The following is a 23,394-nucleotide window of genomic DNA, read 5'->3' as shown; positions in this document are numbered from 1 at the left end:
TACCTTTACGTAAAGTGAAGCCTGTGCTAAACCTTGACCCGTGCTTTCAATGATAAAAACAACAGGAGTTGAGAATGAGCCTTCCGGAATATACCGACGTTTACAACAACTTCGATCCTGCTGCTCTGGAAGCGGACATCCTGGATGGACGTCTGGATAGCGGGCTCAACGTGTGCCACGAAATCTGCGACAAATGGGCGGATGACCCCAGTCGGGCTGCCCTTTTCTATGAAACCGAGGATGGCGGTGATGGCAGTCTGACTTTCGCTGAATTGAAAGATGCCTCCGCACGGTTCGCCAATTATCTGAAATCCCAGGGCATCGGCAAGGGCGACCGGGTGGCTGCACTCCTGCCGCGCACACCGGAGCTGCTGATCGTTATCGCCGGAACCCTCCGCGCCGGTGCTGTGTACCAGCCGCTGTTCACGGCGTTTGGTTCCGGTGCGATCGAATACCGTTTTGAGCGGGCCAGCACCAAGCTGGTGGTGACCAATCCGGAGAACTATCCGAAGCTGAACGACGTCAAAGTCTGCCCGCCGGTCGTGGGTGTCAACGCCAGCGAGATTGGTGCAGACATCCCCGATTTCCAGGAAACCCTGGCGGCTCAGTCCAGTGAGTTTGAGCCTGTCATGATCAAGGGCGACGATCCGTTCCTCCAGATGTTCACCTCCGGAACCGTGGGTAAATCCAAGGGCGTTGCTGTCCCCGCCAAGGCGCTGCTGGCGTTCTATGTCTACATGAAGTACGCCATCGATCTGCAGGACGGCGACAGGTTCTGGAACGTGGCCGATCCCGGCTGGGCTTACGGGCTTTACTATGCCGTGGTTGGGCCTCTGCTGATGGGCCACGCAACACACTTCAATCCGGGCGGATTTACTCCGGAATCCACCTACGACATGATCCGGAAATACAAGATCACCAACCTGGCAGCAGCGCCTACGGCTTACCGTTTGCTCAAGGCAAACGATCACGTGCTGCCGGAAGGCGAGAACCTGGGCCTTCGGGTTGCCAGCAGCGCCGGCGAGCCTTTGAACCCGGAAGTGGTGAACTGGATTCGCAACCGTCACTACTGCCCGGTTAAAGATCATTACGGCCAGACCGAGACCGGCATGACTTGTTGCAACTTCCACGGCCTTGCGCATCCGGTTCGCGAGGGTTCCATGGGCTATGCCTCCCCGGGCCACAAGGTTGTCGCGCTGAACGAGAAAAACGAAGAAGTGGGCGAGGGTGAGGTCGGTCAGCTGGCTGTCGACGTAAAAGCCTCCCCGCTTTTCCACTTTGACGGTTACACCTGGGGTGAAAAGGACCCCTTCGTGAACGGCTACTATCTCACCGGCGACATGGTTATCAACCACGGCAATGGCAACTTCTCCTTCAGTGGCCGGGATGATGACATCATCACCACCGCCGGCTACCGGGTGGGCCCGGCAGACGTCGAGAGCACGCTGCTCGAGCACGCCGCTGTGGCGGAATCAGGTGTTGTCGGCAAGCCGGATGAAAAGCGCGGTTCCATCATCAAGGCTTATGTGGTGATCAAGGGCGATTATGCTCTTGGCGACGAGCAGGCCCTGAAAGACGAACTTCAGGAACTGGTGCGTCGCAGGCTCTCTACCCACGCCTTCCCGCGGGAAATCGAGTTTGTTGATGAGCTGCCCAAGACACCCAGTGGAAAAATCCAGCGGTTCGTTCTGCGTAATCAGGCCAAGGAAGAAATCGGCGCATGATCATTACGTTTGAAGAGCTGCAGGCCTTCCTTGATGAACAGTTTCCGCAGGGGGAAGCCTACGGCACCCTGCAGAAGCTCGGGGATGGCTGGGCGGAAATGAAGCTGGAAGTGGATGAGGCGCATCTCAGGCCCGGGGGAACCGTATCCGGGCCAGCCATGATGGGGTTGGCAGACGTTACCCTGTATGCCGCGCTGTTGAGCAAGATCGGTCTGGTGCCGCTGGCAGTGACCACCAATCTGAACATTAATTTTCTGCGCAAGCCGGTGGCCCACCAGCCCATCTGGGCCCGGGCCACCATGCTCAAAGTGGGCCGCACCATGGGTGTGGGTGAGGTGTTTGTGTACTCTGAAGGCGCGGAAGAGCCGGTGGCCCACTCCACCATGACCTACTCAATTCCTCCAAACCGGTAACTCCATGCAGATTCGTGACATGATGGTGCCGGTAGGCGACGGTGTTGAGCTGGAAGTGAGGCGGATCCAGCACGCGGAACGGAAAGGGCCGGTGCTGGTTTTTCTCCATGAATCCCTTGGCAGCATCGCTCTGTGGCGGAAGTTCCCGGAAAAACTGGCGAAAGCCACTGGCTGTGATGCGCTGATCTACAATCGGCAGGGCTATGGCCATTCTTCCGACGAAGAACTCCCTCGCCCTTACGATTATCTTGAGGTTGCCGGCCATCGTTGGTTGCCCCGGTTGCTGGACAAGCTCGAAATCGAGGAAGTTGTGCTGATAGGGCACAGCGACGGCGGTTCCATTGCCCTCGTGGCTGCCGGCGCATTGAATGGCCGTGTGAAGGCTCTGATAACCATGGCCGCACACATCTATGCGGATCACCTCACTCTCGCTGGCATAGAAGAGATGGCCGTTCGCTACCGGGAGACGGATATACGGGATCGTTTGGCCCGCTATCACGGTAACCGGACTGACGACCTGTTCAACGCCTGGCAGACAGTCTGGCGAGACGAAGGTTTCCATGCAGCCATGGATTTCAGTCACTGGCTGGCGGCCATCGAATGTCCGGCTATCATCATTCAGGGGGAGAACGATGAATACGGCGTGCCTGAGCAGGTAACCGATATTGTTGCAGGTATCGGGGAAAATGCCCGCGGGGTTTCTCTTGAAGGCGCTGGGCACTCGCCGCACCTGGAAAAGCAGGACCAGGTAGTAGACCTTCTATACGACTTTTTGCGTAGCGAGAGTGTACTTAAAAACTGCAATTAAGTGTTGACGTTTACGTATACGTCAATCTAATCTGGTAGTCAGATAAAACGCACAACAATAACAAAGGTAGATTGGCTCATGAGTGAACAGTACGTTCTGGAGACCCGTAACCTTGTCAAAGAATTCAAGGGCTTTGTTGCGGTCGACGACGTGAACCTCAAGGTTCAGAAAGGCCACATTCACGCCCTGATCGGTCCCAATGGTGCCGGCAAGACTACGGTCTTCAATCTGCTCACCAAATTCCTGATCCCGACCCGGGGCCAGATCCTGTTCAAGGGTCAGGACATCACCACCATGAAGTCCGCCGCTATTGCCCGCCAAGGCATTGTTCGTTCTTTTCAGATCTCAGCCGTATTCCCACACATGACCGCGCTGGAGAACATCCGGGTTGCCTTACAGACCTTCGAGGGCACCTCCTTCAGTTTCTGGAAATCCGGTAATTCGCTGCACAAACTCAACCAGCGTTGCATGGAGCTTCTGGATGCGGTGGGCCTGGCTGAATTCGCCAACACCACCACAGTAGAGCTGGCTTATGGCCGCAAACGGGCGCTGGAACTGGCGACCACGCTTGCCATGGAGCCCCAACTGCTGTTGCTCGACGAGCCGACCCAGGGCATGGGTTCGGAAGACGTTGATCGCGTTGTGGAACTGGTACGCAAGGCTGCGGAGGGGCGAACTGTCCTGATGGTTGAGCACAACCTCAGTGTGGTCAGCAAGCTGTGTGATCGCATCACCGTGCTGGCCCAGGGTGCCGTTCTGACCGAAGGCGACTACGCAACGGTTTCCAGCGATCCACGGGTTCGCGAGGTTTATATGGGGAGTGATGGTAGCGGAGAGCGCGGCACCACCGCCGACAGTGATCAGGCGGAGGCAGCGCAATGACCACGAAATCCGATCGCGAGTACGAACAGCTCCGTCTGTCCGGATTGCATGCCTTTTACGGCGAATCTCACATCCTCCACGGCATCGACATGGTCGTGAACCGGGGAGAGCTGGTGACTTTGTTGGGCCGCAATGGCGCGGGCCGAAGCACAACGCTTAAAGCCATCATGAATATGGTTGGCCGTCGAACCGGCTCCATTATGATCAATGGTGAGGAGACAATGTCCTGTGCGCCTCATCATATTGCCAGGTTGGGTGTCGGGTATTGCCCCGAACATCGGGGCATTTTTTCCTCACTCAGTGTTCAGGAAAACCTGACACTGCCACCGGTCGTGCGAAGCGGCGGCATGAGTCTGGAAGAAATCTACAACATGTTCCCCAACCTCTATGAACGACGCTTCAGCCAGGGCACCAAGCTGTCCGGTGGTGAGCAGCAGATGCTGGCCATGGCGCGGATTCTGCGCACCGGCGCCAATATGCTGTTGCTTGACGAGATCACCGAGGGCCTGGCGCCGGTTATTGTAGAAAAGCTGGGAGAGGTCCTCATTGCCCTGAAAAACAAGGGCCTGACCATTGTCCTGGTCGAACAGAATTTCCACTTCGCAGCACCGTTAGCCGACCGTCATTACGTTGTTGAGCACGGTCAGATTGTGGAAGAAGTCAGCGCCAACGAACTGAGTGCAAAGCAGTCGGTGCTGGATAGCTATTTGGGGGTCTGATCCCGGATAGGACGAGAGCAAGAAAAGTAACAACAACCCGAACCAACGCAAGACAGTAGCGGAGATACAACAATGACAATGATGAAAAAGCTTCTGACATCAGCCGTTGCATCAGCCATGATGGCAGGCGGAGCCCAGGCGGCCATTTCCAACGACACGGTCAAGATCGGTTATCTGGCGGACATGTCCGGCACTTACCGTGACCTGGCAGGACCAAATGGCCTGAAGGCTCTGGAAATGGCCATCGCTGATTTTGGCGGGCAGGTAAACGGTGCCAAGATCGAAGTGGTCAGCGCCGATGACCGTAACAGCCCGGATACTTCCTCCAGCACCGTTCGTCGCTGGGTTGAGAACGAGGACGTAGACCTCGTAGCTGGTATGGTCGCTTCCTCTGTTTCCATTGCCGTGAGCAAAATCCTGGAAGAGAACGATCGCCTGGGGATCATCTCCGGTTCAGCTGCTTCCAGCATTACCAACGAACACTGTACCCCCAACCACATCCACTATGTTTACGACACCTACCCGCTGGCCAACGGTACTGCCAGTGCGGTCGTTAAAGAGGGTGGCAAAACCTGGTACATGCTGACTGCCGACTACGCCTTCGGTCATGCACTGGAAGGCGATGTAACACGCGTTGTTGAAGCCAACGGTGGTGAAATTGTTGGTGCTGTGCGCCATCCGTTCCCGACCCAGGACTTCTCATCGTTCATCCTCCAGGCTCAGGCATCTGGTGCTGATGTTATCGGTCTGGCAAACGCAGGCGCTGATACCACCAACGCCATCACCACCGCCAGTGAGTTCGGTGTAACCCAGTCTGGCCAGACTCTGGCGGCTTTGCTGCTGTTCCTGACTGACGTTCACGCGCTCGGTGCGCAGACTGCCCAGGGCATTCAGCTCACCACCGGTTGGTACTGGGACATGAATGATGATACCCGCGAGTGGTCTGATCGCTTCATGGAAGAAACCGGCGTTCGTCCGACCATGGTTCACGCAGGTATCTATTCAAGCACCATGCAGTACCTGAAAGCTGTTGAGGCGACCGGTTCTGACGATGCCCAGACTGTGCGCAAGCAGATGATGGATACCCCCATCAATGACATGTTTGCCAAGAACGGCAAGATCCGTGTTGATGGCCGCATGGTGCATGATATGTACCTGGCGGAAGTGAAGACCCCGGCCGAGTCCAAGAACGAGTGGGATCTGTACAAGATCCTGCGGACCATCCCGGCCGAAGAGTCTTACCGTCCGCTCTCCGAGAGCAAGTGCAAACTGGTCAATAACTAAAAGCGACCGTTTTGGGTTCGTCCTGCAACAGGGCAGGGCGAACCCATGAGAACGGAAAAGAACAAAGCCAAAAAACAATCCCTGTGCTGCTTCTGGAGTTAGCCCAATGTCCATGATTTTCGGCGTCCCTTTAGCTGTGCTATCCGGCCAGCTCCTGATCGGAATAATCAACGGCGCCTTTTACGCCCTTTTGAGCCTTGGGCTCGCGGTCATCTTCGGTCTGCTGAAGATCATCAATTTCGCCCATGGCGCCATGTATATGCTCGGCGCCATGACCACCGTCCTGATGTTCGACTATCTGGGCGTGAACTACTGGGTCGCCTTATTGTTAGCGCCACTTCTGGTTGGTGCCTTCGGTGTCGCCATTGAATATTTTCTGCTGCGTCGCATCGCGGGGCAGGATCACATTTACAGCCTGCTGCTGACGTTTGGTGTCGCGCTGATCATCTCGGGTGTACTGGTAAACTGGTTCGGGGTTTCCGGCCTTCGCTACACCATGCCTGACGTGTTCAAGGGCGGCGTGAACCTCGGCTTCATGTTCATGCCATATTATCGGGCGTGGGTCATCGTAGCGGCCCTGGTGGTCTGCTTTGGAACCTGGTTCGTGATTGAGAAAACCAAGCTGGGCGCCTATCTGCGGGCCGGCACGGAAGACTCTCAGTTGATGCAGGGTTTTGGCATTAACGTGCCGCTTCTGATCAGCCTCACCTACGGGTTTGGTGTTGCGCTGGCAGCCTTCGCCGGTGTTCTGGCCGCGCCCATTTATTCGGTGACTCCTGTCATGGGGTCAGCCACACTGATTACGGTATTCGCCGTGGTGGTCATCGGCGGTATGGGCTCCATCGGCGGTGCCATTATCACCGGTATTCTGATGGGCGTTATTGAAGGGCTTACCAAAACCTTCTACCCGCCGGCATCCTCGGCGGTCATCTTCCTGGTCATGGTTCTGGTTCTTATGTTCCGGCCCAGTGGCTTGTTCGGTAAGGAGGCATAAACATGAATCAGCCAGTCAATTCCGCCGACATTCACAAGGCTATCGTTGAGGAACAGGCCGCCCAGGATCGCAAAAAGATGATGCTGAACGGCGTGCTGCTGCTCATCCTGCTTGCCGCGCCATTCATGATCTATCCGGTCTTCCTGATGAAGATCCTGTGCTTCGCGCTGTTTGCGGTGGCGTTCAACCTATTGTTCGGTTTTACCGGACTGTTGTCATTCGGGCACGCGGCCTTCCTGGCCACAGGTGGTTACACCACCGGTTATCTGCTCAGTAATTACAGCGGGCTCACCACAGAGATGGGTATCATCGCGGGAACGCTTGCGGCCACGGCGCTGGGCACGGGCTTTGCCCTGCTGTCGATTCGTCGCCAGGGTATCTATTTCGCGATGGTAACCCTCGCGCTTGCGCAGCTTGTGTTCTTCTTCTTCGTCCAGTCTGAGTTCACGGGCGGTGAAGACGGTATGCACGGCATTCCACGTGGCGAGCTGTTGGGCTTTATCAATCTCGAAGACAACCTGAACATGTACTACTTCGTTCTGGTGGTGTTCATCGCCTGCTACCTGCTGGTACAGCGCATCGTCAGCAGCCCGTTTGGCCAGGTTCTGAAGGCTATCAAGCAGAACGAACCCCGTGCCGTTTCACTGGGTTACAACGTGGACCGTTACAAGGTGCTCGCGTTCGTCATCTCGGCGGCCCTGGCCGGTCTCGCTGGTTCCATGAAATCCGTGGTGTTCCAGTTGGCTTCCCTGAACGATGCCCATTGGCACATGTCGGGCGAGGTTATCCTGATGACTCTGGTTGGCGGTATGGGAACCCTGCTGGGCCCGGTGGTTGGTGCCACCTTTGTGGTGAATATCGAGTACCAGTTGTCCCAGGGTGCCCTGCGTGACTGGGTGGACCCAATCCTCGGGGGAATTTTCGTCCTGACGGTACTGGCATTCCGCAGCGGTATCGTGGGAGAGGTCCAGAAGTTCGTGAAAAAGAACCTGGGTTGACCCCCTCGTCAGTCCGGAAAACAAAAAGGGCCATCTGTCGCGGTGGCCCTTTTCATTGTTCAGCTGGTTGCGTTTCTTCGGCTAGAACTCGGCCAACCGACTGGGTGTCCCCACATAGACATAAACCGCGGAATCTCCGCGGAATGCTACCCTGTGAACCGACACATTCGGTTTGCCAGCTTCGGACGAGCGAAACCGGGTTACCATTCCGGCATTTTCTCCATCTCGCGTTCTTTCGCCTTCCTCGCTTGCCCAGCTCTCACCCAGGCACTGCCCCATCCAGTTGACGGCCGCGTCGTACCTCGTGGTGGCAACCTCGTCATTGGGGGTGTTGCCGGAGCAGACGTAGGCGCTGTCGTTATTTGCCCAACTCCAGATTTCGCAGTGTCCCTTTATCAACTGCTCCTTCGCATTGTAGACAGTAACCGATCTGAAACCGTTTGGGCTGCCCCGGTATTGCTCGAATCCTGAGGGGTAGTCAGCAACGATGCCTTTCAGTGAGGCGCAGGGATCGTCAACTCCAAGCGACAGCGTATCCTGAAAAGCACATCCTGCCAGGGACAACCCCAACATTACGGCAGAGAACTTTGCGGTCTTGTGGATGGTCATGTGTTGGCTCATTCCTTGAAGGATTTTTGAAGCTCTCGCACAGCAACCCGAGAAAACTCCTCGGTTGCCTGCTCAAGAGATGTCGGATCAATGGTGCTGGAAAACATTTGCCAGATGGCCTTGCCAGAGTCCGTATCGAATAATGTTGTTCTCAGGATGTATTCGGTGGATTCCTCGTAACGGTCCGGAATTGTCATGGTTTCCATGTAGGTGACGGACCCCAGCGCACCAATATTGGTGACGACAGGATTAAACACCACCTGGTTCGGAATATGCTCAACCTGCCGGTTTTTTCGCACCAGTGAGACGGTTAGAACACCGTCGGCCGTCTGCGTCTGCAGTCGCTCTTTGACTTTCTCGCGAAGTGCGTCTGAATCCTTCCAGGGCAAGGATGGAGCCGGACCATATGCTTCAGCCTCATAGCCTGCGGCGCGCAGCCGCGAGACCAATGCTGCTTCCATGAGCGATCTGTTGTTTTCTTTCGGGCTGATGGCAAGGACCAGAAGGTTTCTGGGGGCATCAGAAACATTCGGGGCCTTGCTGATACTTTTCACCTCCGGGCCTGAGGCGCATCCAGCAAGAAAAAGAGCAATGAAAATGATTGCGAGCAAAGAGCGAGGGTAAATCGGCGGTCTCATCGGCAAGTCCATTCGTGGCGAGTCCAGGGATGGAACTGTTTTTTTCCAGTTCCGACGCTATTCAAAGCAAATATAGCAAAGTTTTGAGGTCATCTAATTGTTGATCGAAACCGGATAAGACTGGACCGGCTTATCCCGGCTGAGAAAAATTGGATGTTCAATGGCCTGCCATAAAGGCATTGTCTAATCTTAGTGCGGGCGTTCGCTATTCCCACTGGGAAGTATCCATTCAAGGAGATGAAATAATGCCGGTTTTTGCAAGATGGAAAGCAGGTTTGAAAAAAGGGGCTGTTCTCCTTCTTCTGGTGTGGGGCGCAATCACGCTGACAGGCTGTTCTGAGCCTCAGGAACAAAAACAAACCAACCCCGTCGCCGTCTCTGTGGTGGTGCTTGATGCCAGCGAGATACGGCCTTCCCGGGATTTTGTTGCCAGAACGGCGGCTTCTGCCAAAGCCGATATTACGCCGCGCATTGAAGCAGAAATCCGGGAGATCCTTTTCACCGAGGGAGCGAAAGTCAGCCAGGGCGAACTCCTGATCCGGCTTGAGGATACTCGCGCGAGCGCTGATCTTCAGCAGGCGGATGCTGAACTGGCCGCCGCCCGCGCCGAGTTGGAGTCCGCAACCCGAAACCTAAGGCGCGGAGAGGAAGTGTCAGAAAAAGGGTTCCTCTCCGCCGCGGACCTGGACAAACTCAAAGACCGTTTCAGTGCGGCTGAAAGTCGGTTAAAGGCCGCCCAGGCGGCGGTTCAGAAGGCCGATACCAATCTGGAATATGCGGAAATACGAGCCCCGTTTGATGGCTGGATAGGGCGCCTGAATTACGATGTGGGAGCCGTGGTCAGTCCTGCAACCGGGCCCATCACGTCGGTGCTGGTGACGGACCCTGTCTACGTTGAATTCCAGGTCAACGAAGCTGATTTTGTCAGCTTTCGCCGGAGGGGTGCTGAATCCGCCGAGGCGTTTTCGAAGTCTTTAGGGCTCTCTTTGACACTGCCGGATGGCGAGCGCTATGAGCAGGATGGTGTGCTCGATTTCGCCGATGTGCAGACCGATGCCAGCACAGGCACCGTTGCCATGCGAGCAGTCTTCCCCAATCCCGATGCGGTCCTCGTGCCAGGCCTGTACGTGACACTCCGGGTTGAGGGGCAGTCAGGTGAGGCCCAGGTGCTTGTCCCTCAGGTAGCGGTCCAGGAGACCATTGAAGGAAAGTTTGTTCTGGTGGTTGATGACCAGAATCAGGTGGCCCAGCACTTCATCCAGACCGGCGCGCGGGAAGGAGCTCTGCTGGTGGTCAATTCAGGGCTCGAAGCCGGTGACCAGGTGATTGTGGAGGGCCTCCAGAAAGTTCGGCCCGGAGTTACCGTCAGTGCTGTTCAGAAACAGATTGACCCGCAAACCGGTGCGCTCATCCAGACGGGTGAGGCGAGCCAATGATCAGCCGGGTTTTTATCCATCGACCGAAGTTCGCGTTTGTCATTTCCATACTGATTACCCTGGCCGGGCTACTGGCGTTACGCATTCTGCCGGTCAACATGTATCCGGACATGGCCCCGCCCCAGATCCAGGTGACCGCATCGCTTCCGGGGGCCAGCGCCCAGGTAGTTGAGGAAGCGGTTATCCGCCCGGTAGAGCAACAGCTGAACGGGGTGGAGGGCATGATCTACATCGAGTCCACCGCCTCCAGTGATGGCACGGCCAAGATCACGCTCACTTTTGAGAGCGGCACCGATACAGACATCGCCCAGGTCAACGTCCAGAACCGCGTTGCCCTGGCGGAACCGTTTTTGCCCGATGAAGTCCGGCGACAGGGCGTGGTGGTAAGCAAGCAGGCTGGCAACATGCTGATGGGTATCAACCTGACCTCCGAGCGACCGGACCTGGACGGTGTCTTCCTCAGCAACTACGCCTCCAATAACCTTGTCGAAGCCCTTGGCCGGGTGCCGGGCGTGGGTTCGGCGGAAGTGATGGGCGCGAAGGATTACAGCATGCGAGTCTGGCTGGATCCCCGCCGGATGGCCTCACTGGATGTGATCGTTGCCGAGGTTGCGGCCGCGCTCCGTGAGCAGAACCAGATTGTCGCGGCCGGCAAACTCGGCCAGCCGCCCGTGCCTGCGGGCCAACAGTTCGTTTACAGTATCCAGACCCGGGAACGCCTGTCAGACCCCGAAGAGTTTGCCCAGACCATTCTCCGCTCCCGGCCCGATGGCGGCTTTGTGCGCCTCAGGGACGTCGGGCGTATCGAGCTGGGTTCCCGTTCCTATACCTCCACCGCGAAACTGAACAATCAGGACACGGCATTCCTGGTGATCTACCAGCTGCCCGATGCCAATGCACTGGAGGTCGCAGAACGGGTAAAAGCACTGGTTGATGAGGCGTCCGTCAGTTTTCCGGAGGGTGTGAATCACACCGTACTTTACGACACCACAGAGTTTATCAGCCGCTCCATCAGCGAAGTCATCGTTACCCTGTTCCAGGCCGTCGGCCTGGTGATCCTGGTGGTGTTCCTGTTCCTGCAGAACTGGCGGGCCACGCTGATTCCCAGTATTGCCATCCCGGTCTCTCTGATCGGCACCTTTGCGGTTATGTCGGTGCTTGGCTATTCCATAAACACCATCACCCTGTTCGGGCTGGTTCTGGCCATTGGCATTGTGGTGGATGACGCCATTGTGGTTATCGAGAACGTGGAACGCATCCTTGCCGAGGAGAAACTGCCCATACGTGAGGCGGTCACCAAGGCGATGGCCGAGGTCACAGGCCCCGTGATTGCCACCACTCTGGTGTTGTTGGCCGTGTTCGTGCCTGTGGCGTTCATGCCCGGGATTACCGGCAAGCTCTACCAGCAGTTCTCAGTCACTATTTCAGTGGCGGTGATCATCTCATCAATCAACGCGCTCACTCTGAGCCCGGCTCTGTGCGTTGCGCTGCTTGGCAGGAGCGGGGACAAGGCCATTGGCTGGCTCCGGCCCTTCGAGGTAATGATTACGCGGACCACCAGTGGCTACTCAAAGCTTGTGGTGCAACTTCTTCGCAAAGGGGCTCTCGTTGGCGTTACCCTGGCGGTGATCCTGGTTGCCGGTGCCGGCCTGTTCAAATCAGTGCCCTCGGCATTCGTGCCGCCGGAGGATCAGGGCTTCCTGTTCGTGGATGTGCAGTTGCCCGATGCTGCTTCCCTGGAGCGCACCGAAGCCGTGCTTGGCAAAGTCACCAACATGGTTCTGGAAGATCCGGCAGTGACCGATTTCATTACGGTGTCCGGCTTCTCATTACTGGGTGGCGCTGCCACTAACAATGGTCTCGGGATTGTTATGCTAAAGGACTGGGAAGCGCGGGAAGAGGCCAGTCTTGGCCTCGGCGCGGTGATTCCAAGGCTGTATTCCAGGCTCTGGACAATCCCCGAGGCCCAGGTGATGGTCTTCAACCCGCCCCCGATACCGGGTCTGGGCACCTCATCCGGCTTTGATTTCCGTCTGCAGGACAATCAGGGCAGGGACGTTTCGGAACTGGCGCAGGTGATGAATGGCCTCATCTACGAGGCCAACCAGCGCGAAGCGCTATCCCGGGTATACAGCACCTATCGCGCGAACATTCCGCAATATCTGCTGGAGGTTGAGAGGAACAAGGCCAAGGCCCTGGGTATCGAGCTCTCCGATATCTTCTCTACCCTGCAGACCCAGCTCGGCTCGCTCTACGTGAATGACTTCACCCGGTTCGGCAAGAACTACCGGGTGCTTCTACAGGCCGAAGGTGAATTCCGGCAGCGCCCTGAGGACCTGTCCCATTACTTTGTCCGCAACCGGGATGGCGATATGGTGCCGCTGACCACGCTGGCCTCGCTCAAGCCTGTGCTCGGGCCCTCAAGCATCCAGCATTTTAACCTGAAGCGCTCGGTAACCATCTCCGGGGAGGCGGCAGCAGGCTTTGCCAGCGGCGACGCCATCGCGACCATGGAAGAGCTGTCAGGAAGTCTGCCGCAAGGGTATGAATTCAGCTGGGCCGGGCAGAGCCTGCAGGAAATACAGGCGGGTAATCTGGCAGCGGTTATCTTCCTGCTGGCCCTGGTGTTCGTGTACCTGTTCCTGGTGGCTCAATACGAGAGCTGGACCCTCCCGGTAGCGGTGCTTGGCGCCGTGCCATTGGCCCTTGCCGGCGCCATGGCCGGGCTCTGGCTGGTGGGGCTGGCGAACAACATCTACGCCCAGGTGGGCCTGGTATTGCTGATCGGGCTCTCCACCAAAACCGCCATTCTGATTGTGGAGTTCGCCATGCAGCTGCGCCAGTCCGGCATGTCGACCGCCGAGGCGGCCCAGAAAGCGGCGGTACTGCGCTTCCGGGCGGTATTGATGACTGCCCTGTCGTTCGTGCTTGGCGTACTACCGCTGGTCTTTGCCAGCGGCGCCGGAGCGGCAAGCCGGGTAAGCCTCGGTATTACGGTTCTCAGTGGCATGGTTGCCGCCACCGTTCTGGGCACATTGCTGGTCCCCGTGTTTTACAAATGGATTCAGTCTGTCCGGGACCGACGCCAACCGGCGGCATAGTTCGCTGACAGTTCAGGCCGGATGCCGAAAAACGAAAGCATCCATGGCCAGGACACCGTGTTCGATCCCGCCATCAATCAGCACGCCGGGTTGCTGTTCCCCGGCCGCACCGGCCGCCACCAGCAGAGGCAGGAAATGCTCGGTGGTCGGGTGCGCCCGTTGGGCGTGTGGGGCTTTCTCCAGCGTTGCGATCAGCTGCTCGTGGTCGCCAGCGCTTACTTGTGCACGAACCCAGTCGGTGAATTCCCGCGCATACCCGGATGCGTTCTCGTCTCCCCAGCGAACTTCGTACAGGTTGTGGGTGAGGCTGCCTGATCCGACGATGAGCACACCCTCATGCTCAAGTGGCTGCAGGGTCTGGCCCAGCTGCCAGGCAGACTCGGGATCAAGATCCGTTGGCATCGAAACCTGGAACACCGGAACCGAGTAATCGGGGAAAAGGTGCATCATTGGGACCCAGGCCCCGTGATCCAGCCCGCGGGCCTTGTCAGCACTGGCCTTCCAGCCCCCTGCCTCCAGAAACGCCAGAGCGGTTCGGGCCAGTTCCGGGTGGCCGGCCGCCGGATAGTCGAGGTCATAGAGTTCAGCTGGAAAGCCCCGAAAATCGTGAATTGTCTCAGGTGTTTCCGAGAAACCTACCCGGATTCCCTCCGTCATCCAGTGTGGTGAAACCACCAGAACCGCCTCGGGCCTGGCGAGGCGTTTGCCCAGCTCTGTCAGGGCCGGGCCAGCGAGGCCCGGCTCCAGTGCGAATGTCGGAGCGCCGTGGGAAACAAACAGACTCATGATTTGCTCCTCCGGGTTGCGGTGGTTATCGGGTTGCAATCGCGCGGTCAATGGACGCTCGGCCTGCGCCGCTGAACACCAGGGTTACGGATACGGCCAGCAAAGCCAGGCCAAACTCGTAACCATTGTTACTCATGAACAGGCCGTTGCCGATATGAACGCTGAAAATGGCGATCAGCATGGCGAATGCCAGTACCGCGCTGGCGGGCCGAACCAGCAGGCCGATGATCAGAGCCAGGCCGCCAAAGAATTCCGCACCGCCGGCCAACAGGGCCATCAGGTAGCCGGGGCTCAGTCCGATGGAATCCATCCATTGTCCTGTACCTTCCAGGCCGTAGCCGCCAAACCAGCCAAACAGTTTCTGTGCGCCATGAGCGGCGAAAATGATACCGACCGGAATCCGAAGGGCCAGAGTGCCCCAGCCAGCGTCAGTGGCAATCAGTTTGTTCAGGAATGCGTTGTTCATGATGAATCTCCTCGGGTGTGTTGTGAACATGGGAGTACTTTACAAATATCAATAAACGGGATAAACGTAGCTTTATTGAATTAACTGTTCCGGAAAAAGAAACAATGGATCGATTGTTGGAGATGCAGACGTTCTGCAACGTGGTTGAGGCCGGCAGCTTCGTCGCTGCATCAGAGAATCTGGGAATGTCCAAGGCCGCTGTCTCGCGCTACGTCAGCGAGCTGGAAACCCGTCTCGGGGTTCGGCTGCTGCAGCGGACTACCCGCCGCCTGTCGCTCACGGGGGAGGGCGAGGTGTTTTATGTCCGATGCCGGGAGTTGCTGGCTGGCGTTGAGGAGGCAGAAGCGGAAATTACCGCCCGCAATAATGTCGCAAGAGGTACGTTAAGGGTGAACGCGCCGGTCAGCTTCGGAATCAGCCACCTGGCGCCTTTGTGGGGAGAATTTCACGCCCGCTATCGGGATGTGAAGCTGTCGATTGATCTTTCAGACCGGCTGGTGGATATAGTCGAGGAAGGCTTTGATCTGGCCATCCGGATAGCCACACTGCAAAGCTCCACGCTGGTCAGCCGACGGATAACCTCCACCCGGCTGATGGCTTGTGCATCGCCGGATTACATTGCCACCCATGGTTCCCCTGTGAAACCGGCAGACCTGGCCGGCCACAGGATTATCGGCTACAGCAACTTCACCACAGGTAACGACTGGCCTTTTGAGGGCCCCGATGGCGCCACCAGCGTCCGGGTAAGGCCGTGGATGTACGCCAATAATGGCGAAACCTGCTGCGGCGCTGCCGTGGCCGGCCAGGGCATCGTGCTGCAGCCCGGCTTTCTGGTTCATAAAGACCTGGAAGCCGGGCGGCTGGTGGAGCTGATGCCGGAGTATCGCTCCACCGAGCTGGGCGTTTACGCCGTCTATCCCACCCGCAAGTTCGTTACGCCCAAAGTCCGTGCGCTGGTTGACTACCTTGTCTCTGCCTTTCCCGATGCCCTGTGAGGGCACGGGGCGGGCCTCAGGACGCTAGGCGTCCGGTGTCTGAAGCCGTTTGCGTTCCGCCCGGCGCATCAGATACCAGGCGATAAACGCAATCAGCGATACCGCCACGATGATCAGGGTGGCTAGCGCGTTGATCTTCGGCGAAACCCCCATCCGCACCGATGAAAACACCACCATTGGCAGTGTTGTGGCGCCCGGCCCGGAAACGAAGCTGGCAATCACAAGATCATCCAGCGACAGGGTAAACGCCAGCAGCCAGCCAGACACCAGCGCCGGGGCAATCACCGGCAGGGTTATGACAAAGAAGGTTTTCAGGGGCGTGCAACCCAGATCCATGGCCGCCTCTTCAATCGAACGATCCACTTCCTGCAAACGGGCTGATACCACCACCGCCACATAAGCACTGCAGAAGGTGGTGTGGGCGATCCAGATGGTTGCCATGCCACGGTCCACCGGCCAGCCGATGGTCTGGGCCATCTGCACGAACAACAGCAACAGAGACAGGCCCGTGATTACCTCCGGCATAACCAGCGGCGCGGTAATCATGCTGGACAGCAGTGTGCGCCCGCGCATCTTCTTGAACCGGGTGATCACGAACGCACACAGCGTGCCCAGGCACACCGCCATGCTGGCGGAGTAGAAGGCAATCCGCAGGCTCATCCACACCGCCGACAGAATCTGCTCATCCCGGAACAGCTCGCCGTACCACTGGGTCGAGAAACCGGCCCACACCGACACCAGCCGGGACGCATTGAACGAATACACGATCAGCACGAACATTGGCAGGTAAAGGAACAGCAGGCCGAGAACCAGCATCACCTTGGAGAAACTGAAGGAACGGGATCTAACCATGCTTCTCCATCTCCCGGGCCTGGAATCGATGGAACAACACAATGGGAACCAGCAGTAACAACAGCATCACGATCGCCAGGGCAGACGCCACCGGCCAGTCGCGGTTGTTGAAGAACTCCTCCCACAGCACCTTGCCGATCATCAGCGTATCTGGCCCGCCCAGCAGTTCCGGAATCACAAATTCGCCGACTGCCGGGATAAACACCAGCATGGAGCCGGCAAGAATCCCCGCCTTTGATAGTGGCAGAGTGATGGCCCAGAAAGTGGTCAGGCTGCGGCAACCAAGGTCTGATGCCGCTTCCAGCAGGCGCACGTCCAGCTTCACCAGGTTGGTGTAGATGGGCAGCACCATGAACGGTAGGTAGGCGTAGACAATGCCCAGCACCACCGCGAAGTTGGTGTTCAGCATTTTCAGGGGCTGGTCAATCAGACCCAGCCACATCAGAAAACTGTTCAGCAGCCCCTGATTGCCGAGGATGCCCATCCACGCATAGACACGGATCAGGAACGAGGTCCAGGACGGCAGCATCACCATCAACAGCAACACCAGCTGCCAGTGCTTCGGCGCCCGCGCCATGGCGTAGGCCATGGGGTAGCCAATAAGCAGGCACACGACGGTGGCGAGGAATGCCGTCTTCACCGACCCCCAATAGGCAGCGATATAGAGGCTGTCGGACAGCAGGAACAGATAATTCCCGATATTCACCACCACCGAGAGGGTGTTGTCCACCCAGCGGAAGACCGGTTCGTAAGGGGGAATGGCCATCACCGCTGAGGTCAGACTGATCTTCAGCACCAGCGCAAAAGGCAGGAGGAAGAACAGCAGCAGCCAAAGGAACGGGATACCGAACACCACCCGGCGATTAAACAGCACTGCACGCACCCGCTCGGTCAGAGGGGTGGGTAAAAGTTTCCGTCTCATTGGCTCAGTTCCAGAGCAGGATGGGGCTGGAGGCTTCCCAGGATACGAATACCCTGTCGCCCCAGGTTGGCCGCTCGCCACGGCGTTCCACGTTCGCCATGGTGGCCTGAACGCGTTTGCCGCTGGCCAGCTTTACGTAGTAGGACGTGATGTCGCCCAGATAGGCGATGTTGTCCACCGTTCCGCAGCTCCAGTTGTGCTCGCCGTCCGGTTTGTCCGGGGTCAGGTAGATCTTCTCTGGGCGAAGGGCTACCAGTGTTGCGGTACTTTCCGCCGGCGTGGTTACGCCGCGATCGATAAATACCGGGGCGTCCAGCAGGTCGCTGGTCAGCGTAACGCTGTCGGCTTCGTCTTCCCGGATATGAGCCTCGAAGATATTCACCGAGCCAATGAACTCCGCAGTCATGCGGCTGTTCGGGCTCTCGTAGATGTCGATCGGCGAGCCGATCTGGGCAATCCGGCCCTGGGCCATGATGGCTATCCGGCTGGCCATAGTCATGGCTTCTTCCTGGTCATGGGTCACCATCAGGCAGGTGGCGCCAACGTTTTCCAGGATTTCCACCAGTTCCAGCTGCATTTCAGTGCGCAGCTTCTTGTCCAGGGCACCCATGGGCTCGTCCAGTAACAATAGCTTGGGACGCTTGGCCAGTGAGCGGGCCAGGGCAACGCGTTGTTGCTGACCACCAGACAGTTGCTGGGGCTTGCGCCGGGCATAGGGTTCCATCTTGACCAGCTTAAGCATCGCGGCCACACGGTCGCGAATTTCGCTCTTGGGTAGCTTGTCCTGTTTCAGACCCATGGCAATGTTCTGCTCCACCGTCATGTGCGGGAACAGGGCATAGGACTGGAACATCATGTTGGTCGGGCGCAGGAAAGGGGGCAGGCTGGTAACGTCCTGGCCGTCGAGCACGATGGTGCCGTTGTTGGGCGTTTCAAAACCAGCGAGCATGCGCAGCAGGGTGGACTTGCCGGAACCGGAACCACCCAGCAGGGCGAAAATCTCGCCCTTATGGATGTCCAGGTTCACATTGTCCACGGCCAGCGTGCCATCAAAGCTTTTGGAAATGCCCCGAATGCTGAGTAACACCTCCGCTTGCGCGGAGGTGTTGTTGCCGTTTTCCACCGCTTAGCGACCAGACTTCACGTTGGTCCAGGTGCGGGTCATCAGACGCTGTGCGTCCTGAGGCCGGCCTTCCATGATGTACAGCTTCTTCATCACTTCATCCGTGGGGTAGATGCTGGTGTCGCCCAGAATCTCCGGATCAACAAATTCGTTGGCCGGCTTGTTCGGGTTGGCGTACCAGACGTAGTTGGTCACGTCCGCGATGATCTCCGGACGCATCAGGAAGTTCATCAGCTTGTGGGCGTTCTCCACATTCGGCGCGCCGGCCGGGATGGTCATCATGTCGAACCACAGCACCGCACCCTCTTTGGGAATGGTGTAGCGGATCACGTTGCCGTTCTCGGCTTCTTCGGCACGTGCGGCGGCCTGCAGGATGTCGCCGGAGTAACCGGCAGCCACACACAGGTCACCGTTGGCCAGATCGCCAATGTAACGGGACGAGTGGAAGTAAGTGATGTTCGGGCGAATGGCCTTGATCACCTCACCGCCTTTTTTGATGTCGTCGGCGTTGTTGCTGTTCGGGTCCAGGCCGATGTAGGCCATGGCCGCACGCACCATCTCTTCACCCGAATCCAGCATGGCAATACCGCAGCCGCCGGCCGCAAGCTTGCCGGTCACTTCCGGATCAAACACCAGGGCCCAGGAATCGGTGGGGGCGCTGTCACCCAGGATTTCCTGGATACGCCCTTCGTTATAGCCATAGCCGTTGGTGCCCCAGAGATAGGGCAGAGCAAACTGGCTACCCGGGTCAACCTTCTCCAGATCGTCCATCAGGTCCGGGTTCAGGTTGCTCATGTTCGACAGTTTGCTGTGGTCCAGGGCCACGAACGCGTTGGCAGAAATCTGTTTGGCCACGTAGTGGTTAGAGGGCACAACAAGATCGTAGCCGGAGCGACCGGAAAGCAGGGCGGCTTCGAGGATCTCGTTACTGTCGTAAACGTCGTAGATGACCTTGATGCCGGTTTCTTCCGTGAACTTCGCCAGGGTGTCCTCAGCGATGTAGTCGGACCAGTTGTAGACACGCACTTCCTCAGCGGCAAACGCGGAGGAGGCACACAGAGACAACGCAACAGAGGCGGCCAGCGCCTGTGGCTTACACAACTTCAACATTGGATGATGTCCCTCACTCAAAAGGGATTAATACAAAACGTGCAGGACGCACGCAGTGTTGTGCAGGTCTGCTGAGGGTGGCCGCAGTTGGCTGTTGTCCCGGAAAGAGCCGGTCGCCGCCTTTTGACTCCTTTAAGGCTTGTCCTGGAAAACGGCAGAGTGGAACCTGCCGAATTCTCGCGATATGTACCATGAGATTCCGGGATGCGCTATAAAAAATTTCGCTCCGGGGATCCGTGCTTTCGCCTATCGGCAGAGGACTTTACGCTGCCGGTGATTAATTCGGGGTTTGTGGTATATGCCTATCTTGCCAAACACCCCGGAAAACGGGATAAAGGAGTGTTTAAACCCCTGCGCCGGCTCCTCGGCACCAGGCCTGTTTGCGTTGTGGAAGGCTTTTCCTATGGCTTCTGGTTCTACGAGTGCCGACTCGTTCCTTCAGGCACACCCCGAATTGCAGTTTGTTGATCTGCTGATCCCGGATATGAATGGCATTGTTCGCGGTAAGCGGGTGGATCCCTCTGCGCTGGCGAAGGTATTCGAGCGTGGTGTGGCCATGCCGGCTTCCATCTTTGCCCTGAATATCCAGGGCACCACGGTGGAAGAAACTGGGCTGGGGCTTGATATCGGCGAGGCAGACCGGGTGTGCCTGCCTATCGAGAATACCCTCACCATGGAACCCTGGCAGAAGCGGCCCACCGCGCAACTGCTGCTGACCATGTATGAACTGGACCGCGAGACACCATTTTTCGCGGACCCTCGCGTGGTATTGCAGAACATCGTCAAGCGCTTCGAGGAGCTGGGGCTGAACCCCGTGGCGGCCTTCGAGCTGGAGTTCTACCTGATCGATCAGGAAAACCTCGCCGGTCGCCCTCAGCCACCCAAGTCACCCATCTCTGGCAAGCGCCCGGCGGGCACCCAGGCCTATTCCATTGATGATCTGGATGAATACGCGGAATTCCTGGCGGACGTGCTGGATGCCGCCCATGAGCAGGAATTGCCGGCGGATGCGCTGGTGGCCGAGTCAGCACCCGGGCAGTTTGAGGTCAACCTGCACTACGTGGATGACGCGGTGCAGGCCTGCGACCACGCCACTCTGCTGAAGCGTCTGATCAAGAACATGGCCTACGACCATGAAATGGACACCACGTTCATGGCCAAGCCTTATCACAACCAGGCCGGCAGTGGCATGCACCTGCATGTGAGCCTGGTGGATGGCGAAGGTCGTAACGTGTTCGCCGGCGACGCCGAGCAGCCAAACGACATGCTGCGCTGGGCCGTAGGCGGACTGGTGGCGACCATGAACGATGCCATGGCGCTGTTCTGCCCCAATATCAACTCCTATCGGCGGTTCAGCCCTGAATACTACGTGCCCAGTGCTGCCACCTGGGGCGTGGATAACCGCACCGCGTCGCTGCGTCTGCCGGGAGGTGATCCCGAGGCTCTGCGGATCGAGCACCGCGTCGCCGGTGCCGATGCCAACCCGTATCTTCTGATGGCAGCCGTGCTGGCGGGCATTCACTACGGCATCTCCAACAGGATAGAGCCACCGCCGGTGACCGTGGGTAATGCCCACGAACAGCACGAAGCTTCATTGGTGAATAACCTGCGGGATGCCTTGCGGGAGCTGGGGCAATCGAAAGTGATGGCCGACTATCTTGGCAGCCAGTTTCTGGATGTGTTCGTCGCCTGCAAAGAGCATGAACTGAATGAGTTCGAGATGACCATCTCGGATCTGGAATATCTCTGGTACCTGCACACGGTCTAGCGGTTTGTGAATGATAAAAAACGGCGCCCAGAAGGCGCCGTTTGTAGTTGCGAAGTGGCTCTTTTCCCTCTACTCCAGAACCAGCCAGGTCGCTTTCACTTCGGTGTACTTGTCGAAGGCGTGCACAGACTTGTCGCGACCGTTACCAGACTGTTTGAATCCACCGAAGGGCGCTGTCATGTCGCCGCCGTCATAGTGGTTGATCCACACGCTGCCGGCCCGCAGGGCCTTGGCCACCTTGTGAGCGGTATTGATATTGGAAGTCCACACCGCCGCCGCCAGGCCATAAATGGAATCGTTGGCAATGCGGATGGCCTCATCAGCGGTATCGAACCCGATCACCGAAAGCACCGGCCCGAAGATTTCCTCGGAGGCAATGCGCATCTGGTTATTCACCCCGTCAAACACCGTGGGCTGAACGAACAGGCCACCGGTGTCCTTCATGATCCGCTGGCCACCTTCCACCAGGCGTGCGCCTTCCGACTGACCGATGCCAATATAGTCGATGATGCGATCCAGCTGCCCCTGATCCACAATGGCGCCGCAAGTGGTTGCCGGGTCCAGCGGGTGGCCGGGGCGCCAGGTTTTCAGGGCTTCGCGAATCAGGCCGACAAACTCTGCGCGAATGCTGTTCTCAACCAGCAGGCGACTGCCGGCGGTGCACACCTCGCCCTGGTTGAAGGCAATGGCGCTGGCTGCCTCGGCGGCGGCTTTTTTCAGGTCCGGCGCATCGGCAAAGACAATGTTCGGGCTCTTGCCACCGGCCTCCAGCCACACCCGTTTCATGTTGGACTGGCCAGCATAGATCATCAGCTGTTTGGCGACATTTGTGGACCCGGTAAACACCAGGCAGTCCACATCCATGTGCAGGGCCAGGGCTTTGCCCACCGTGTGGCCGTAGCCCGGCAGCACGTTGAAAACGCCGGAGGGAACGCCGGCTTGCTCGGCAAGGGCGGCCAGTCGAATAGCGCTCAGGGGCGATTTCTCGGAAGGTTTGAGAATCACTGAATTGCCGGTGGCCAGGGCCGGGGCGATTTTCCAGGCCGCCATGATCATCGGAAAGTTCCAGGGCACGATGGCAGCCACAACACCCATAGGCTCTCGAGAGATCATGCCAATCTGGTTGTGAGGCGTGGGGGCAAGTTCACCATAAACCTTGTCGATGGCCTCGGCTGTCCAGCGGATTGCTCTGGCAGTGGCCGGCACATCCACAGTCCTGGCATGGCTGATGGGCTTGCCCATATCCAGAGTTTCCAGCACGGCAAGCTCGTCGCCGTGGACTTCGATCAGATCAGCGAATCGCAGCAGAACCGCCTTGCGTTTGGCCGGTGCCAGCTGGCTCCAGGTGCCTGCCTCAAAGGCGGCTCTGGCAGCCATAACGGCCTGGTCGGCATCGCTCTGATCGCAGCTGGCAATGGTGGCCAGCTCACGCCCGTCAACCGGGCTGACCGAGGTAAAGGTCTCGCCGCTGGCAGCCCATTGATAGGCGCCGTTCAGGTAGGCGCGGCCTTCCAGTGTCAGGTTTGTGGTCAGGGCCTGCCATTCGGTCTGGCTGGTTGGGGTGGAAGAGCTGACGGGTTGATTCATGGGCGCCTCGCAGGCTGTAGAGTTGAGCAATCATAGCAGCACTTTCACGCCCGGGCGCCGCCCGCGATATAGGTATAAGAACGTGTCTTTCCGAACGCCCGGCGCTGGCATAGACTTTCTGCGGCGCGCAGCGTTGCCCGCCGGATCCTGAACGTCTCTTTCACCCTCTCTGGCGCCAC

At 58.0% G+C, this 23,394-nt stretch carries 21 protein-coding genes; 12 read left to right on the top strand and 9 right to left on the bottom strand.

The genetic code is table 11. The features are described 5' to 3' along the window. Positions 1-74: 74 nt before the first annotated feature. The 8 genes from A8B84_RS08030 to A8B84_RS07995 all read left to right on the top strand — a co-directional run bounded on the left by A8B84_RS08030 (position 75) and on the right by A8B84_RS07995 (position 7,822). A complete protein-coding gene (locus tag A8B84_RS08030) occupies positions 75-1,724 on the top strand; it encodes an AMP-binding protein (RefSeq protein ID WP_064227236.1) in 1,650 nt (549 codons plus the stop codon). Next, positions 1,721-2,137, top strand: coding sequence for a PaaI family thioesterase (locus tag A8B84_RS08025; RefSeq protein ID WP_008175922.1), 417 nt, complete (start codon positions 1,721-1,723; stop codon positions 2,135-2,137). Before A8B84_RS08030 ends, A8B84_RS08025 begins: the two co-directional genes overlap by 4 nt. A gap of 4 nt (positions 2,138-2,141) precedes the next feature. Beyond that, positions 2,142-2,945, top strand: a complete 804-nt coding sequence (locus A8B84_RS08020) for an alpha/beta fold hydrolase (protein WP_064227237.1) — start codon at positions 2,142-2,144, stop codon at positions 2,943-2,945. 78 nt (positions 2,946-3,023) lie between these two features. Then, on the top strand, positions 3,024-3,827 hold the full coding sequence (locus A8B84_RS08015; protein WP_064227238.1) for an ABC transporter ATP-binding protein: 804 nt from the start codon (positions 3,024-3,026) through the stop codon (positions 3,825-3,827). Further along, the gene (locus A8B84_RS08010; RefSeq protein ID WP_064227239.1) at positions 3,824-4,546 is read left to right on the top strand and encodes an ABC transporter ATP-binding protein; all 723 of its coding nucleotides are present in this window, start codon (positions 3,824-3,826) and stop codon (positions 4,544-4,546) included. The genes A8B84_RS08015 and A8B84_RS08010 overlap by 4 nt, the downstream gene beginning before the upstream one ends. A 72-nt stretch (positions 4,547-4,618) precedes the next feature. Further along, positions 4,619-5,830, top strand: a complete 1,212-nt coding sequence (locus tag A8B84_RS08005) for an ABC transporter substrate-binding protein (RefSeq protein WP_064227240.1) — start codon at positions 4,619-4,621, stop codon at positions 5,828-5,830. A gap of 106 nt (positions 5,831-5,936) precedes the next feature. Further along, the gene (locus A8B84_RS08000) at positions 5,937-6,824 is read left to right on the top strand and encodes a branched-chain amino acid ABC transporter permease (RefSeq protein ID WP_064227241.1); all 888 of its coding nucleotides are present in this window, start codon (positions 5,937-5,939) and stop codon (positions 6,822-6,824) included. Positions 6,825-6,826: 2 nt separating this feature from the next. Then, positions 6,827-7,822 carry a branched-chain amino acid ABC transporter permease gene (locus A8B84_RS07995; RefSeq protein ID WP_064227242.1) on the top strand — a complete coding sequence of 332 codons (996 nt, stop codon included), beginning with the start codon at positions 6,827-6,829 and terminating at the stop codon, positions 7,820-7,822. Between the two features lie 81 nt (positions 7,823-7,903). Here A8B84_RS07995 and A8B84_RS07990 read toward each other — a convergent pair whose 3' ends face one another. Together A8B84_RS07990 and A8B84_RS07985 are read right to left on the bottom strand one after the other, a co-directional pair. Then, positions 7,904-8,431: a hypothetical protein gene (locus A8B84_RS07990; protein WP_064227243.1), complete on the bottom strand. Its 528-nt coding sequence runs from the start codon at positions 8,429-8,431 to the stop codon at positions 7,904-7,906. Between the two features lie 8 nt (positions 8,432-8,439). Next, positions 8,440-9,081: a hypothetical protein gene (locus tag A8B84_RS07985; RefSeq protein ID WP_064232333.1), complete on the bottom strand. Its 642-nt coding sequence runs from the start codon at positions 9,079-9,081 to the stop codon at positions 8,440-8,442. Between the two features lie 263 nt (positions 9,082-9,344). Between A8B84_RS07985 and A8B84_RS07980 the strand changes: the two genes are divergently transcribed. Both A8B84_RS07980 and A8B84_RS07975 read left to right on the top strand, forming a co-directional pair. Beyond that, the gene (locus A8B84_RS07980) at positions 9,345-10,505 is read left to right on the top strand and encodes an efflux RND transporter periplasmic adaptor subunit (protein ID WP_064227506.1); all 1,161 of its coding nucleotides are present in this window, start codon (positions 9,345-9,347) and stop codon (positions 10,503-10,505) included. Further along, on the top strand, positions 10,502-13,606 hold the full coding sequence (locus A8B84_RS07975; protein WP_064227245.1) for an efflux RND transporter permease subunit: 3,105 nt from the start codon (positions 10,502-10,504) through the stop codon (positions 13,604-13,606). The genes A8B84_RS07980 and A8B84_RS07975 overlap by 4 nt, the downstream gene beginning before the upstream one ends. Before the next feature lie 12 nt (positions 13,607-13,618). Here the strand turns inward: A8B84_RS07975 and A8B84_RS07970 are convergent, their stop codons facing one another. After that, the gene (locus A8B84_RS07970; protein WP_064227246.1) at positions 13,619-14,392 is read right to left on the bottom strand and encodes a DODA-type extradiol aromatic ring-opening family dioxygenase; all 774 of its coding nucleotides are present in this window, start codon (positions 14,390-14,392) and stop codon (positions 13,619-13,621) included. 25 nt (positions 14,393-14,417) lie between these two features. Then, on the bottom strand, positions 14,418-14,858 hold the full coding sequence (locus A8B84_RS07965; RefSeq protein WP_064227247.1) for a DoxX family protein: 441 nt from the start codon (positions 14,856-14,858) through the stop codon (positions 14,418-14,420). 104 nt (positions 14,859-14,962) lie between these two features. On the opposite strand from A8B84_RS07965, the gene A8B84_RS07960 reads away from it, so the two are divergent. Next, the gene (locus A8B84_RS07960) at positions 14,963-15,853 is read left to right on the top strand and encodes a LysR family transcriptional regulator (protein ID WP_064227248.1); all 891 of its coding nucleotides are present in this window, start codon (positions 14,963-14,965) and stop codon (positions 15,851-15,853) included. A gap of 24 nt (positions 15,854-15,877) precedes the next feature. Here A8B84_RS07960 and A8B84_RS07955 read toward each other — a convergent pair whose 3' ends face one another. The 4 genes from A8B84_RS07955 to A8B84_RS07940 are packed head-to-tail and all read right to left on the bottom strand — an operon-like array spanning position 15,878 to position 19,860. Next, positions 15,878-16,705: an ABC transporter permease subunit gene (locus A8B84_RS07955; RefSeq protein ID WP_064227249.1), complete on the bottom strand. Its 828-nt coding sequence runs from the start codon at positions 16,703-16,705 to the stop codon at positions 15,878-15,880. Next, entirely contained in the window at positions 16,698-17,627 is a 930-nt protein-coding gene (locus A8B84_RS07950) for an ABC transporter permease subunit (RefSeq protein WP_064227250.1), read from the bottom strand. Before A8B84_RS07950 ends, A8B84_RS07955 begins: the two co-directional genes overlap by 8 nt. 4 nt (positions 17,628-17,631) lie before the next feature. Next, positions 17,632-18,750, bottom strand: a complete 1,119-nt coding sequence (gene potA / locus A8B84_RS07945) for a polyamine ABC transporter ATP-binding protein (RefSeq protein WP_064227251.1) — start codon at positions 18,748-18,750, stop codon at positions 17,632-17,634. Positions 18,751-18,753: 3 nt separating this feature from the next. Continuing rightward, positions 18,754-19,860 carry a polyamine ABC transporter substrate-binding protein gene (locus tag A8B84_RS07940; RefSeq protein WP_064227252.1) on the bottom strand — a complete coding sequence of 369 codons (1,107 nt, stop codon included), beginning with the start codon at positions 19,858-19,860 and terminating at the stop codon, positions 18,754-18,756. A 403-nt stretch (positions 19,861-20,263) separates the two neighbouring features. Here A8B84_RS07940 and A8B84_RS07935 point away from each other — a divergent pair, with 403 nt between their 5' ends. Then, on the top strand, positions 20,264-21,628 hold the full coding sequence (locus tag A8B84_RS07935; protein ID WP_064227253.1) for a glutamine synthetase family protein: 1,365 nt from the start codon (positions 20,264-20,266) through the stop codon (positions 21,626-21,628). Between the two features lie 69 nt (positions 21,629-21,697). Here the strand turns inward: A8B84_RS07935 and A8B84_RS07930 are convergent, their stop codons facing one another. Next, on the bottom strand, positions 21,698-23,215 hold the full coding sequence (locus A8B84_RS07930) for an aldehyde dehydrogenase (RefSeq protein WP_064227254.1): 1,518 nt from the start codon (positions 23,213-23,215) through the stop codon (positions 21,698-21,700). Between the last annotated feature and the right edge of the window lie 179 nt (positions 23,216-23,394).

Source organism: Marinobacter sp. EhC06 (genome assembly GCF_001650915.1).
Lineage (GTDB): Bacteria > Pseudomonadota > Gammaproteobacteria > Pseudomonadales > Oleiphilaceae > Marinobacter.
Note: the sequence above shows the minus strand (reverse complement) of the source record. Positions and strands in the feature narration are given on the sequence as shown.

Coding starts and splice junctions, on each gene's coding strand:
- A8B84_RS08030 (WP_064227236.1), top strand. CDS start 75: ATGAGCCTTCCGGAATATACCGACGTTTACAACAACTTCGATCCTGCT.
- A8B84_RS08025 (WP_008175922.1), top strand. CDS start 1,721: ATGATCATTACGTTTGAAGAGCTGCAGGCCTTCCTTGATGAACAGTTT.
- A8B84_RS08020 (WP_064227237.1), top strand. CDS start 2,142: ATGCAGATTCGTGACATGATGGTGCCGGTAGGCGACGGTGTTGAGCTG.
- A8B84_RS08015 (WP_064227238.1), top strand. CDS start 3,024: ATGAGTGAACAGTACGTTCTGGAGACCCGTAACCTTGTCAAAGAATTC.
- A8B84_RS08010 (WP_064227239.1), top strand. CDS start 3,824: ATGACCACGAAATCCGATCGCGAGTACGAACAGCTCCGTCTGTCCGGA.
- A8B84_RS08005 (WP_064227240.1), top strand. CDS start 4,619: ATGACAATGATGAAAAAGCTTCTGACATCAGCCGTTGCATCAGCCATG.
- A8B84_RS08000 (WP_064227241.1), top strand. CDS start 5,937: ATGTCCATGATTTTCGGCGTCCCTTTAGCTGTGCTATCCGGCCAGCTC.
- A8B84_RS07995 (WP_064227242.1), top strand. CDS start 6,827: ATGAATCAGCCAGTCAATTCCGCCGACATTCACAAGGCTATCGTTGAG.
- A8B84_RS07990 (WP_064227243.1), bottom strand. CDS start 8,431: ATGACCATCCACAAGACCGCAAAGTTCTCTGCCGTAATGTTGGGGTTG.
- A8B84_RS07985 (WP_064232333.1), bottom strand. CDS start 9,081: ATGGACTTGCCGATGAGACCGCCGATTTACCCTCGCTCTTTGCTCGCA.
- A8B84_RS07975 (WP_064227245.1), top strand. CDS start 10,502: ATGATCAGCCGGGTTTTTATCCATCGACCGAAGTTCGCGTTTGTCATT.
- A8B84_RS07970 (WP_064227246.1), bottom strand. CDS start 14,392: ATGAGTCTGTTTGTTTCCCACGGCGCTCCGACATTCGCACTGGAGCCG.
- A8B84_RS07965 (WP_064227247.1), bottom strand. CDS start 14,858: ATGAACAACGCATTCCTGAACAAACTGATTGCCACTGACGCTGGCTGG.
- A8B84_RS07960 (WP_064227248.1), top strand. CDS start 14,963: ATGGATCGATTGTTGGAGATGCAGACGTTCTGCAACGTGGTTGAGGCC.
- A8B84_RS07955 (WP_064227249.1), bottom strand. CDS start 16,705: ATGGTTAGATCCCGTTCCTTCAGTTTCTCCAAGGTGATGCTGGTTCTC.
- A8B84_RS07950 (WP_064227250.1), bottom strand. CDS start 17,627: ATGAGACGGAAACTTTTACCCACCCCTCTGACCGAGCGGGTGCGTGCA.
- A8B84_RS07940 (WP_064227252.1), bottom strand. CDS start 19,860: ATGTTGAAGTTGTGTAAGCCACAGGCGCTGGCCGCCTCTGTTGCGTTG.
- A8B84_RS07935 (WP_064227253.1), top strand. CDS start 20,264: ATGGCTTCTGGTTCTACGAGTGCCGACTCGTTCCTTCAGGCACACCCC.
- A8B84_RS07930 (WP_064227254.1), bottom strand. CDS start 23,215: ATGAATCAACCCGTCAGCTCTTCCACCCCAACCAGCCAGACCGAATGG.